General features: G+C 36.0%; 13 protein-coding genes. 6 read left to right on the top strand and 7 right to left on the bottom strand.

Features of this window, described 5'->3' with window-relative positions; all coding sequences use genetic code 11:
* Positions 1-499: 499 nt before the first annotated feature.
* Positions 500-2,362 (bottom strand): asparagine synthase (glutamine-hydrolyzing), encoded by a 1,863-nt coding sequence (gene asnB, locus CBF35_RS08525; RefSeq protein WP_126780111.1) that lies wholly within the window; start codon positions 2,360-2,362, stop codon positions 500-502.
* A 269-nt stretch (positions 2,363-2,631) separates the two neighbouring features.
* On the opposite strand from asnB, the gene CBF35_RS08520 reads away from it, so the two are divergent.
* From CBF35_RS08520 to CBF35_RS08505, 4 genes are all read left to right on the top strand, one after another.
* The gene (locus CBF35_RS08520; protein WP_126780109.1) at positions 2,632-3,858 is read left to right on the top strand and encodes a carboxylate--amine ligase; all 1,227 of its coding nucleotides are present in this window, start codon (positions 2,632-2,634) and stop codon (positions 3,856-3,858) included.
* Positions 3,858-4,856 (top strand): lipid II:glycine glycyltransferase FemX, encoded by a 999-nt coding sequence (locus tag CBF35_RS08515; protein ID WP_126780107.1) that lies wholly within the window; start codon positions 3,858-3,860, stop codon positions 4,854-4,856. The genes CBF35_RS08520 and CBF35_RS08515 overlap by 1 nt, the downstream gene beginning before the upstream one ends.
* 140 nt (positions 4,857-4,996) lie before the next feature.
* Positions 4,997-5,560: an elongation factor P gene (efp, locus tag CBF35_RS08510; RefSeq protein ID WP_126780105.1), complete on the top strand. Its 564-nt coding sequence runs from the start codon at positions 4,997-4,999 to the stop codon at positions 5,558-5,560.
* Between the two features lie 227 nt (positions 5,561-5,787).
* Entirely contained in the window at positions 5,788-6,468 is a 681-nt protein-coding gene (locus CBF35_RS08505; RefSeq protein WP_126780103.1) for a hypothetical protein, read from the top strand.
* Positions 6,469-6,521: 53 nt separating this feature from the next.
* On the opposite strand, the gene CBF35_RS08500 is transcribed toward CBF35_RS08505, so the two are convergent.
* From CBF35_RS08500 to CBF35_RS08490, 3 genes are read right to left on the bottom strand one after another with little or no spacing between them, the layout of a single operon-like run.
* A complete protein-coding gene (locus CBF35_RS08500; RefSeq protein WP_126780101.1) occupies positions 6,522-6,896 on the bottom strand; it encodes a YbgA family protein in 375 nt (124 codons plus the stop codon).
* Entirely contained in the window at positions 6,859-8,046 is a 1,188-nt protein-coding gene (gene nagA, locus CBF35_RS08495; RefSeq protein ID WP_126780099.1) for an N-acetylglucosamine-6-phosphate deacetylase, read from the bottom strand. Before nagA ends, CBF35_RS08500 begins: the two co-directional genes overlap by 38 nt.
* Positions 8,043-8,810 carry a DeoR/GlpR family DNA-binding transcription regulator gene (locus CBF35_RS08490; protein ID WP_126780097.1) on the bottom strand — a complete coding sequence of 256 codons (768 nt, stop codon included), beginning with the start codon at positions 8,808-8,810 and terminating at the stop codon, positions 8,043-8,045. Before CBF35_RS08490 ends, nagA begins: the two co-directional genes overlap by 4 nt.
* A gap of 188 nt (positions 8,811-8,998) precedes the next feature.
* Between CBF35_RS08490 and CBF35_RS08485 the strand changes: the two genes are divergently transcribed.
* A complete protein-coding gene (locus CBF35_RS08485) occupies positions 8,999-9,655 on the top strand; it encodes a TetR/AcrR family transcriptional regulator (RefSeq protein ID WP_126780095.1) in 657 nt (218 codons plus the stop codon).
* On the top strand, positions 9,642-10,586 hold the full coding sequence (locus CBF35_RS08480) for an alpha/beta fold hydrolase (protein ID WP_126780093.1): 945 nt from the start codon (positions 9,642-9,644) through the stop codon (positions 10,584-10,586). The genes CBF35_RS08485 and CBF35_RS08480 overlap by 14 nt, the downstream gene beginning before the upstream one ends.
* Positions 10,587-10,632: 46 nt before the next feature.
* Here the strand turns inward: CBF35_RS08480 and CBF35_RS08475 are convergent, their stop codons facing one another.
* The 3 genes from CBF35_RS08475 to CBF35_RS08465 all read right to left on the bottom strand — a co-directional run bounded on the left by CBF35_RS08475 (position 10,633) and on the right by CBF35_RS08465 (position 12,540).
* Positions 10,633-11,394 (bottom strand): ABC transporter permease, encoded by a 762-nt coding sequence (locus CBF35_RS08475; RefSeq protein WP_126780091.1) that lies wholly within the window; start codon positions 11,392-11,394, stop codon positions 10,633-10,635.
* Entirely contained in the window at positions 11,387-12,028 is a 642-nt protein-coding gene (locus CBF35_RS08470) for an ABC transporter ATP-binding protein (protein WP_126780089.1), read from the bottom strand. The genes CBF35_RS08475 and CBF35_RS08470 overlap by 8 nt, the downstream gene beginning before the upstream one ends.
* 89 nt (positions 12,029-12,117) lie before the next feature.
* Positions 12,118-12,540 carry a cupin domain-containing protein gene (locus CBF35_RS08465; RefSeq protein WP_126780087.1) on the bottom strand — a complete coding sequence of 141 codons (423 nt, stop codon included), beginning with the start codon at positions 12,538-12,540 and terminating at the stop codon, positions 12,118-12,120.
* Positions 12,541-12,738 lie beyond the last annotated feature (198 nt).

The raw sequence follows: 12,738 nt of genomic DNA, 5'->3' as shown, positions 1-12,738 counted from the left end.
GACATTGGGGTCTTTTAAATTAAGTGATAATCGGATATAATCGTTATGAAACATATGAATCTTCCTCCCTGAATTGGTCTTAGCAACTTTATTCTAACTGGAAAGTTCATATGTTTCTATTTTTTTGCGTAAAAATAGGTGTGAATGAATCTCTTCATCCACACCAAAAATTATACAGCCCTTTTTATTTTATATATTTTCTAGGTGAAATGTCTATTAGAATCTCTTTATCAACCACATCATAGACGTGGTACATTTTGCTATCGAAATTTGTACGAAAATTGGGTTAATATAACTAAATTAGTTAGAATATATAGGTTTGTATTTAAAGAGTAAAGTATTGTAATAATTATTGTGATGATGTTACTGCACAAACTAGCGATGAGGTGCATACATATTTATATAGTATCTTTATCTTTGTGTGCTGTTTAAATCACACCAGACGGAAGATTAGCTTTTAAAAAAGAGATGTGACAAAAGTCACATCTCCAAAATCTATTTACCCAGGAACAACTCCATCATTGATAAAGTAAACTTGATACCAAACTAAGAAGGTATAGATATTCCACAATTTACGGCGGTCATCGGTTTTCTCAGCAAAGTTATCTTCAAGCATTTTAAGAATTTTTGTTTGATCGAAAAACTCATTGGCAAAGTCTTGCGAAAAGAGCTCTTTGACTTGTGAGTAATATTTTTCATCTCGCAACCAATCTTTGATTGGGACAGGGAAACCAAGTTTTTCACGATCTGCCCATTCATCTGGGAGATGTTTGTTGGCAGCTTTTCGGAAAGCATACTTAGTATTTTTGCTATTCATTAAGTATTTATCAGGAATCTTAGCAGCGACTTCCATAAGCTTACGGTCTAGTAAAGGCACTCGTAACTCAAGTGAGTGGGCCATACTTAATTTATCAGCTTTCAATAAAATGTCTTTCGTCATCCATTGGTGTAAGTCAACGTATTGCATTTTTTTCAAATCTGAAATATTACCAGCAGCGGCAAATTTTTCTTTAAGAATTTCCGCAACAGAAGGACCAGTATGGAACTTAGGTTGTAAAATTGCTAAAGCATCAGCTTCTTCAAAGACCCGGGCTTGACCGATAAAGAACTCTTCTGGTGTTGCTAAGACGTTGACTAAGTGAGTCTTGCCAGGGAAAGAATTGATTTTCGAAATGCCACGACCTAAAGTATGTTTCATGCCTTTTGGTAATTTTTTAAGGACATCACCAGCAACGCGGATTGCTTTTGAACGAGATTGGAAGCCATAGTATTGGTAACCAGCGAATAATTCGTCAGCACCTTCACCTGATAAAGCCACAGTCACATCTTCTCGAGCCATTTCTGTTAAGAAGTACAAAGGCACACATGAAGGGTTTGAATCAGGTTCATCTAAGTGATATTGGATTTTAGGAAAAGCTTCAAAAGCTTCGTCACCAGTGACTAACTTGGATTTATTGTTAAGACCTAATTTATCAGCTAGTTGTTTTGCTTCATGAGACTCATTGAAGGTTTTGCTACCAAAACCGATTGAAAAAGTAATATCTGGTTTTAAGACAGCAGCTACGTAACTAGAATCGACCCCACTAGATAAGAATGAGCCAACTTTAACATCACTAATTGCGTGAGCTTCAACACTTTCTTTAACTGCATCATCGATCATATCAATGGCAGTCTCTAAAGACATGTTTTCTGGAGCAAATTCAGTGTCCCAATATTTAGTAAACGTTAATTCTTGATTTTCGTAAGTGAAATAATGGCCTTCAGGTACGCGGAAGACACCTTTGAAGAACGTTTCTTCTGTGGCTGGGTATTGGAAAGTCATGTAAGAACGTAGGGCGTCTTCATTTAAGACTTTATCAAAAGCCGGTTGTTCTAAAAATGATTTGATTTCAGAACCGAACATTAAGGTACCATTCATTTGCGCATAGTAAAAAGGTTTGATTCCAAAGTGATCACGGGCACCAAACATTTTTTGTTCAGCGATGTCCCAAATCACAAAAGTAAACATCCCTCGTAATTTATTAACAATCTCAGCGCCATACTCTTCATAACCATGTAAGATAACTTCTGTATCCGCATCAGTTGTGAAAACATGACCTTTTTCTTTTAAGTCCTTTTGTAAAGGTTGGTAGTTATACACTTCACCGTTAAAAAGAATAACTTTCGTATTGTCCTCATTGAAAATCGGTTGGGTGCCACCTTCTAAATCAATAATGCTTAAGCGACGAAAGCCTAAAGCAATATTATCATCCGTATATAAACCAGAGCTATCTGGTCCACGATGAACAATCCGATCCATCATATTTTGAATAATTTCTTGTTTATTATCAATTGTACTTACAAATCCAACAATTCCACACATGAAATCATCCTCCTTTATTGTCATTATAGTACCACAAATTTTTTTGAAATTTCTTTTTTATTTAGAAAAAACGTTTAAAAATCAGAGGCTTCTTTTAATAGAAAGCATTTTTTAATTATACACTTTGCCTTAGATTAAATCAAACGGATAACCTTTGTTTATAAGGGAAAGGAAGACATCAATGCCGTAAGTATTGGTTTGAAATAAAAATCAGCTATGTTATACTTGACAATAGGATAGTGTGAGTATTTTTAGAGGAGTGAACATTAATGAAAAAAGATTTTTTAGCAGTCATCTTAGGTACCGATGTTAATGCTTATGGCATGGCGCGTTCAGTTCATATTGCTTATGATGAAAAAAGTCTATGTGTCGGTAAAGGCCGTCTAATGATGACGGCAGATTCAAAAATATGTGATGTTGACGTGATTGACAGTCAAACAGACGAAGCCTTTATTAGCGAACTAATTAATAAAGCAATAAAATTAAAAGAAAACTACCAGCAGTTAATTTTGTTTCCAGCTAGTGACGTCTACTCGGAATTAATCGTCAATCATGAGGACCAACTAAAAGAGCATTTTTTAATTCCCTTACCTAATATGAATTTATTTAATCAAATGAAATTAAAAGAAGAATTTTATAAATTATGTGACAGCCATAAGTTACCTTATGCAAAAACAATCATAGCTGAGAGTCACAATTATGAAGAGCAAAGTAAAAAATTAACAGTCCCCTTAGTGATTAAGCCAAGTAATAGTATTACTTATACAGATTTAGATTTCCCAGGTAAGAAAAAAGCCTTCATCGTTAATCAAGCAGCTGAGGTTTTGCCAATTCTTAAAAGTATTTATGAAACAGGCTACCAAGAGCCGATGATCATTCAAGATTTTATTCCTGGTGATGATACGAATATGCGGGTATTAAACAGCTATTCCAATCAACAAGGTGAAGTCCTAAAATTATCAATGGGCCAACCTTTATTAGAAGACGTGACGCCTTTCTTAATAGGCAACTATGTGGCGATTATTAATAACCAAGACAAGGAAGCGTGTTTGAAATTTAAAGCCTTTTTAGAAAACAGTCAATACACGGGCTTTGCTAATTTTGATATGAAGTACGATAGTCGTGATCAGACGTTTAAAGTCTTTGAAATTAATATGCGTCTAGGTCGTAGTAGCTTCTTTTCAACCGCCTTCGGTAGTAATTTACTCCAAGCAGCGATTGAAGATTTAGTTTATAACCGTCCGTCAACTGAACTTTTTGAAAATAAAGAAGAGCAAATGTTGTGGTTAGGTGTGCCAAAAGAAGTCGCTGAAACATATGTTACTGACCCGGTATTACAGGCAGTTGTCAAAGAATGCATTAGTAAAGATGCCGTAGTTAATACATTGACTTACAACAAAGATAAATCATTTATGAGAAATCGTAAAATTAATAAGTACTACCAATCTTACGTCGACAGATATAAAGAGTACTTTAAGGAAAAAGGAGAGATATAATGCCTCTTGTGTCGTCAACAGAAACCGAAAAATTTGCAGAATATCGTAAATTTATTAAAAATTATCAAGGAACAACATGTACCCAAGACCCAGACTGGACTTTAGTTAAATCAAATTGGGAGGGCTACAATGTTTATTTAGATGATGAGAATGGCAAGATAATAGCCGCCGTTACGATTCAAACAATTACAAATGAACGAGGCTGGACCTTCGCCTATGGTCTTAAAGGACCGATGATGGATCGGACTGACTTAGTACTAATGCAGAAACTCTACGATGAAGTGGAAAATGTGTTAAGTGATAAACAAGTCTTTTTAATTAGAATGGACCCGGAAACAGTTTATACAGAAGAGTACAAAAAAGCCTTAGAGTCAGCTGGCTTTATCGTTCGCGGTGGTGGTTTAGATAGTCACGGAACGATCCAACCGAGATTTAATATGGTTTTAGACTTAGTCGATAAAACCCCAGAAGATTTAATGGCTGAATTTCATAAAAAAACCCGTTATAACATTCGTTTAGCTGGCCGTAGAGATGTGGAAGTTAAGTGGGATGACAGTGACGAAGCGATTGAAACATTTTTTAAATTACATGAAGAAATGAGTGCCCGTCAAGGGATTTCTTACCGCCCAATCGAGTATTTTAGAAACATGCGGGCCGCTTTTGGAGCTGGCTTCCGCGTCTACTTAGCGAGTCATGAAGAAGATGTTTTAGGGGCAGCCATTGCAATCGTTTATGGTGACAAAGCTTGGTATGCTTACGGTGGTTCTTCCGATGTGAAGCGGAACTTAATGCCGAATTATTTACTTCAATGGGAAATGATTAACTGGGCAATGGCAGAAGGCTGTCATCGATATGACTTCGCCGGCGTGTTTGCCTTAGATGATTCTGACGGATTATATAAATTTAAAAACGGCTTTACTCACACAGAAGGTGTCACTGAATACATCGGTGAAATTGATCGTGTCTTAAATCAAACAGAGTACGAGTTATTTAATTAAAATAAATGACTGTGTTAATCAGCAGTAAAAAAGGCAATAACGTTGTTTAATAGTGCTATCTCTCTGAGATTAGTCTAGTAACGTCGCCTTTTTTTTGCTACAATAAGTGAGAAATAGGATAAAGAAAAGGAGAAATAAATATGATTGCAATAATTGATCTTAAAGCAGGTATGACATTCGAACAAGATGGAAAATTAATCCGCGTAATGGAAGCAAGCCACCATAAACCAGGTAAAGGAAATACGGTTATGCGTATGAAGTTAAAAGACGTTCGCTCAGGTGGTACGACTGAAACAACAATGCGCCCAGACGAAAAAGTAAAAAAAGCCTTTATCGAAAGTAAAGAAGTTCAATACTTATATAGCCAAGATGACGTTGAGCATTTTATGGATTTAGAAACGTATGAACAATACGAAATTCCGACTAACGTTATTGAAGAAGAAAAAAAATACATGTTAGATAATATGAATGTTAACATTCAATTTTATGATACAGAAGTTATTGGTGTGACATTACCAAAAACTGTTATTTTAACTGTCGTTGAGACACAGCCTTCAATTAAAGGGGCAACGGTTACTGGCTCAGGTAAACCAGCAGTCATGGAAACCGGCTTAGTAGTTAACGTGCCAGACTTTATTGAAGTTGGCGAACGTTTAGAAGTTAACACACAAGATGGTCACTATTTAAAACGTGCAGCTAAATAATTAATTAGTAACTACCAAAGCCTCTGCCTTTGGTAGTTTTTTTATTTTAAGCATGTGACTTGTCAAAATATTTTAAATAAAGTTATACTAAGAGCATTCTTAAAGGAGCAGTCTGTCATAACCTAAGTTAAGATCTAAAGCCATCTACTAAGACAATATGTAATTGACTCGTTTCAACGGAGCAGTTGATCTTTCCACTCGTTTTAAATAATAGAAAGGATAGAGTTATGGCGATTATTAATGGGAGGGATTACTCAGAACATCCTAAAGAATATTTGATGCTGTTACGGCGCTTGGTCACACAAGTTTTACCTTTTAAAAGCCAAATCATTGACTGTCAGTTTGCCAAAAATAAAACAAGTTTATATTTGTTAATTATTAATGTGGAACGACAAACCTATTATCATTTAAGAATCAGCAATCATCCATCACGCTTAAACTTTTACCAACCGCCAACCTTTTACATTGAAAAATTTAATGACCAACTGACGTTGAAAAAGGGATTGTCGACATTTTTTTCACAAGTCACTTTTGAACGTTTTTCTTATCACGATTATTTTGCTTTAAGTGTTCTAAGCTTTGCTTATCGGCGGGGAGTCAAAATGTATGTGGAAAGTAATGGTGAGTTTATGTTAGAAAAAATTCCAGAGATGATTTATTATTGTCGGATTAAACATCGTTGGCATGATTTATACAGTCCTTTAGGCCAAAAAATCTCAGAACAATTTCGTGAACTTTTTCCAAAAGGGCAACTGTCCTATATTTTAGAAAAAAACCAAGAACAGAAAATATATGTAACTTCTTCAGGAATGGCTCTATTAAGTTATTTTCGTGATAAATACCATCAGCGATATTTGAAAGAAGTCAAAAGTGTTAACTGGCATGAAATTGAGATGCCAGTTAAATAAATTAAGTAATAAAAGACTTCCACCATGAAAATCGAGGCGGGAAGTCTTTTAGTTTAATCAAATAAGAGTTTTGTTTTTAGTAAATAAGGAACTTGGTAAGTTATTGTCAGCTGGCTTAAAAAAGGTCGAACTAAGTCTTCTGTTAACGTTAAATGTCCTAAGTAATCTTGAAAGAGCGCTTTTTCAGAAGAAGTTGCCACATGTTTAAAATAGCCCCAGATGTGCTGATAAGCATTAGTCAATGAGCCGATTGTTGGTGGCGTATTTAGTGCTCGAGTCAAAGCCGCCTGATAAGAAGTTTCTTTAAGTGGTGACCATTCATTGCCTTTAAATAATTTGCGAATATAATTGTATTCAACTTGGGAATGGGCCATTACCAAATATTTATAACTAGCCCAATGGGTTTGGGTTAGGTGAGAAATTTTCATAAAAAGGAACTCCTTTAAGCCAAGTTTGGGTGACGTTAAAATGCTCATCTAGTAAAACAAGATCAGCATCAAACCCAACAGCGATTTTTCCGAGACTAGTTAATTTTAAAATTCTGGCAGGAGTCTCAGAAGCCATTTTAATCCCATCTAATAAGGGGATTTCGTACTTAGTACAATACTCTAAAGTTTGGTTCATCGTGACTGTGCTGGAAGCTAAGGTGCCATCCTTCAGTCGAGCGATGCCTTGAGAGACTGTTACCTCATGACCACCAAATTGATAAACCCCATCACCAATCCCCATGGCTTGTAACGCATCAGTCGTCAAAAGCAAGTTTTCAGGGCCTTTAATTTTATGCATCAGTCGAATGATTCCCGGATGTAAGTGAACCCCATCAACAATTGCTTGGAGACTGACTTGATCATTTTCTAAAGCCGCCGTGACTAAACCAGGGGAACGGTGGTGAATACTAGGCATGGCATTGAAGCAGTGGGTAATATGGGAGGCCCCATGTTCAAAAGCTTCCGTGGCTTCTTCATAACTAGCGTTAGAGTGGGCAATTGCCACAACCACCTCTTGTTCAACTAAATAATCAATTAGTTCTAGACCGCCAGGTAATTCAGGTGCAATTGTGACCATTTTAATGAGGCCCTCTGCTTCAGCGAAAATGGCTTTCATCTCACTGAGATTAGGGTGACGTAAAAACTGCGGGTTTTGCATCCCTTTCTTTTCAACATTTAAGTAAGGCCCTTCTAAATGAATTCCAACAATTTTAGCCCCTTCTTCATGACCAATTACTTTTTTGGTTGCTTTAATCATCCCGAATAAATCTGCTAAGCTAGAACTAACAGAAGTTACTAGAAAACTTGTACAACCAGTTTCTGCACATTTTTTAGAGACCGCTTGAATGCTCTCAATTGTGCCATCCATCATATCAAAATTATTAGCCCCATGAATATGGACGTCAAGCATGCCGGGGATAATTAACTGATTTCGACCATCGACGACCTTCATCTTTGAGTCAGCTTTTCCAACAGGTAAATGGTCATCGGGATAGATATCAGCGATTTTACCGTCTTCAAGTAAAAGGGCAATTGTTTCAAAATCTGTTTGAGTTGCTTGGCGTAAGTTAGTAATCAATGTTTGGGTCATAAGTTCTCCTTCGTAGTTATTATTTTTATCTGATGTTTTCTAGTTGCTGCCAGCAATGCTTCTGGTAAATGTTTATTAGTAATAATCACATCAATCCCAGTTAAAGGCAGTTGGTATGAGCTTGTTTGTTTTAATTTGTGATCGGTTAAAAGTAAACAAACTTTTTTTGATTGTTTAATGATTGTTTCTTTAAGATAAATATCACTTAGTTCATCATAAAATATGCCATCTTCAGAGAGACCTGAACAACCGATAAAAGCCAAATCAAATTGAAAGGCTTGTAATTGCTGAATCACGGCTTCCCCTGTGACTGTCCGAGAAGAAGGGTTAAAGTAACCACCTAGTAAAATCGCTGGGTCTTTAAGAACGTCTTGAGGAATTGAAAAAGCATTATCAATTGAATTGGTTACTACTGACAAGTTGTGACTACTAAGTTCTTTAGTTAGGAAATTAACAGTCGTAGAAACATCCATAAACAAGAGCTGATTATCCGTAATTAGTTGATTAGCAACTTGAGCAATGTCGCTTTTTTCTACGGGGAAATCAATGAGTCGCTGGGCGTATTGCTCTATTTTGTTTTGGAGAATAGGTTGGGAAATGCCACCAGGGTAACGATCGACTAGCTTCATGTCTACTAATTTTAAAATATCACGACGAGCCGTATCTTTTGATATTTTAAAATGATTGACTAATTCGCTTTGTGAGAGGGAATTTTTTTGTTCTAATAAGTCTAAAATTGCCGTTAAGCGTTCTTTTTGATTCATTTAGCACCTCTTCGTAAGTTTTTGTAAGGTTTTTATAGGAAACCTGTAAGTTTATATAATTTATTATACTGGATGATAGAAAAAAAGCAAAGATAAAGATTATCAGACATACTCGTTGACAATTCTTTCTAAGCAATGTAATATAAAACATACCGAATGAATGTTTTTTAGGAGGAGTCGATTAACTAATGAAAAAAAACCATAATACGACAGAGACGATTAATCAGATTATTGCTGTCTCAACAGCTCTATTCGTTGAGAAAGGCTATGAAAAAACGACGATTCAAGACATAGTGAATGGACTAGATGGCCTGTCTCGAGGAGCAATTTATCATCATTTTAGTTCTAAAGAGGCAATTGTTGATGAAGTAATTGATCGGATGCTGCCGAATACCCAGTATGTGACTGAGCTAAGTCAGGAAAAAGGTCTAAATGGTTTAGAAAAAATTCAGCAACTGTTTCTAGAACCTTTATTTCATCAAAAAACAGCAGCGGAAGCGGCCAGTCGAATGACCTTGTTAGATAATCCTAAGCTATTTTTAAAACACATGAAGCATATTACTGATAAAATCGCCCCGGAAATAGAAACTTATATCGTGGAAGGCAACCAAGATGGTTCTGTTAATGTTAGTTATCCTAAACAGATGGCGGAAATTATTATCTTCTTACTAAGTACTTGGTTTACAATTGATATTTATCCAAACAGTGCGGAAACATTTGCAGACAAAGTCGCAGCTGCGAAATTAGTTTTGGCAAACAGTGGGGTTGATGTTTTAAGTGATGAAGTTTTACAAGAAGTGGCGACAATTATCAAACAAAGTGACGAACGACATGGAAAAAAATAAAAAAAAGGGCTGGAAAAAAGCCTTACACATTGTAAAAATAACAGTGGTATCGCTTATAGCACTAGTTGCTTTAGTTTTAGCTGGTAGTTTTACCGCTCATAAATTAAGTTTAGCTAGTGAAGGGAAACGTATAAAAGCTTACGGTCAAAAAATGCCAGTTTTTGATAGTCAAATGAATGTCAAAATCGATGGCCAAGGCAAGCAGACAATTGTCTTATTGACTGGTTTTGGGACAGCAGCCCCAGCTTTAGATTTTACGCCGATGATTGAAGAACTAAAAAAAGATTATCAAGTTGTAACAATCGAGCCTTTTGGATATGGTTTAAGTGGCCAAACTGAACGTGCTAGAACGTCAGATAATATGGTAGCTGAGATTCAGAGTGTCGTTGAGCAACTCAATTTAGAAACATATATTTTGATGGGGCATTCGATTTCAGGTATTTATAGTTTGAACTATGCCAACACTTATCCAGATGAAGTAAAGGCCTTTGTCGGCATTGATTCAAGCACCTCTCATCAAGCGTGGCCGGGCGTTGATGATAGTTTAATAAAATTTGCTAGTAACTCAGGTTTATTACGACTAGTAACTAAAGTGTCACCGCCTGACAGTTCGTATCTTGATCAAGAAACAGCTGAACAAATGCGGATGTTAACGATGAAAAATTCTGGTAATGAAACCGTTAGTCGTGAACTAAGTGAACTAGGAAATAGCTTTGAATTAGCTAATAGCCAACGCTTTCCGAAAACAACACCAGTCCTTTTATTTGTCGCAATCAGCGAGGAAACTCGTCCCGATTGGGTTAAACTCCATGAAGATACGGTAGCAGGGCTCAATCATGGAAAAGTCATTGAATTACCAGGTGATCACTATTTACATCATACTCAAGCGCCTAAAATGGCTGAAGAATTACAAGTTTTTCTAAAAGAATAAAAATAAGACCTAAACGTATCTTTCAGAGATAAGTCTAGGTCTATTTTTATGGTCGTAGTTGTTGACGTTGGTTATAATAATTACGATATGAACGATAGCCGGCAATCATCGAGCCGAGACTCGTTGCAGATAGCAACATAAAAGTGACCATGATTTGATATTTAATCGCGTGAACAGGGTCAACACCTGCAAAAATTAAACCAGACATCATACCAGGTAAACTGACAAGCCCAACGGTTTTAGCTGAATCAATCGTCGGTTGCATGGCAGTTTTAATACTTCTTCTTAAAATTGGCAGTGAGGCTGTTTTTAAATCCGCCCCTAAGGCGAGCTTTTCTAAGACTTGTTGCCGTTGATCATGAAATTGTGTATCGAGACTACGATAACAAAGGCCGATTGCCACCATTGAGTTACTAGCAATCATCCCAGAAATAGGAATGATTTGAGAAGGGACAAACTTAATGGCACCCGTTAAGACTAGCACCCCCAAAGTAGTATAAGTACTCAAGGCAATTGCTAATAAAGAATGGCTAAATTGTTTATGAGGATTAGGGTTACGCTTATGAGCATTCCAAGCGGCATTGCCGATAATAAAAAGACTCATTAAAACAGTTAAGAGCCAATTATTAATTTGGAAGACATATTTTAAAACATAACCAACAATAATTAATTGAATGATTGCTCGACCGACACTAAAAATAATATCTTTTGATAAGCCAAGTTTCTCCTTTTGGCTAACGAACATCGCCAAGACAACTAAGCCAAAGGCGAAGAAAAGGGATAAGTCGTTAACAGCTAAATTAGTCATGTAAAAGCCCTCCTTTATCAATGGTAATTAAACGGTGAGCTTGAGCAATTTCACTTTCATCATGAGTCACTTGGATCAAAGTAGTACCTGCCTCGGCTGAATTTTTAAGTAACTGTTGGACGATTTCTTTACTGTCAGTATCTAAGCCAGTAGTCACTTCATCTAGTAGTAAGACTTGAGGGGGAAACAATAAATTGCGAATTAAAGCAATTCGCTGTTTCTCACCGCCAGAAAGTTCGGTAATTTTTTTAGACAAGAAGCTTGCCGGTAAGTCAACTTGCTTTAAATAAGACTGAATCAAGGTTTCATCAAGGGCTTTTTTACGAATCTCAAAGGGAAAGTTTAAATTATCACTAACGGTTTCTCCAAAAAGTGAGGGTTGTTGAAAGCAATAAGAAACTTCTTTACGATAGTTGACAGGGTCAAGCATGCTGATGTCTTGATTATTAAATAAAATACTGCCAGTTGAAGGGGTTAATAAACTAGCGATTATTTTTAATAAAGTACTTTTACCGCTACCAGATGGGCCAACTAAAGTAATAACTTCACCAGTTGCGATTTCTAAAGATAAAGGTTGTAAAATTGTTTGCTGGTCGATTGAAAAACTAACGTCTTGAATAGTTAAAACTGACATAATATCCTCCTTCAAAATAAAAAGGGGAGGCTTTGACTAACGTCTCAGCCTTCCTTTTAAGAAATAAATCAAACTACTAGTTGTAAAAATTAATGCTCATTAGGATCATTACGGGCATCTTCATGAGTTGGATGAACGGTACCAGCAAGATGATCAGGACCTGCATAAATGGTGTAAAGTTTTAATGGTTGGTCACCTGTATTAATCACATTATGCCACATATCTGCTGGAACAAAAATACCATCATCATCGGATACGACTTGTTCAAAATTCAAGTTATCTTCTGTTGGTCCCATTTTACATAAACCTTGGCCAGCTTCAATTCTTAAAAACTGATCGATGCCTTCATGAACTTCTAAACCAATATCATCACCAGGTTGAATCGTCATTAACGTTACTTGAAGTTTTGAACCTGTCCAAATAGTTGTCCGATAGTTTTCGTTTGTTAAAGTCATTTCTTCAATGTTTTCTACGACTGGTTGTTTACCGCGATCTGAAAAATCAAAAGTCATTATAAATTCCTCCTAGTTGTTATTTGTTAATAATTATATTATAGAATAAAATCCACTTAATTGATAACAATAACTCTTAAATGATAATCATTATCGTTAAGAGCGTTTTTTAGCAATAAATATAGAAAGTAGAGCTAATGTTAGACGAAATTAGTAAGTAGAGATTGCTTTTTTTTAGGATGATGAATATACTTCAAA

Origin of the sequence: Vagococcus salmoninarum, from assembly GCF_003987495.1 — a bacterium.
In the GTDB taxonomy this organism is placed as follows: domain Bacteria; phylum Bacillota; class Bacilli; order Lactobacillales; family Vagococcaceae; genus Vagococcus_D; species Vagococcus_D salmoninarum.
The sequence above is the reverse complement of the archived record's forward strand: the minus strand, read 5'-3'. Positions and strand labels throughout refer to the sequence as shown.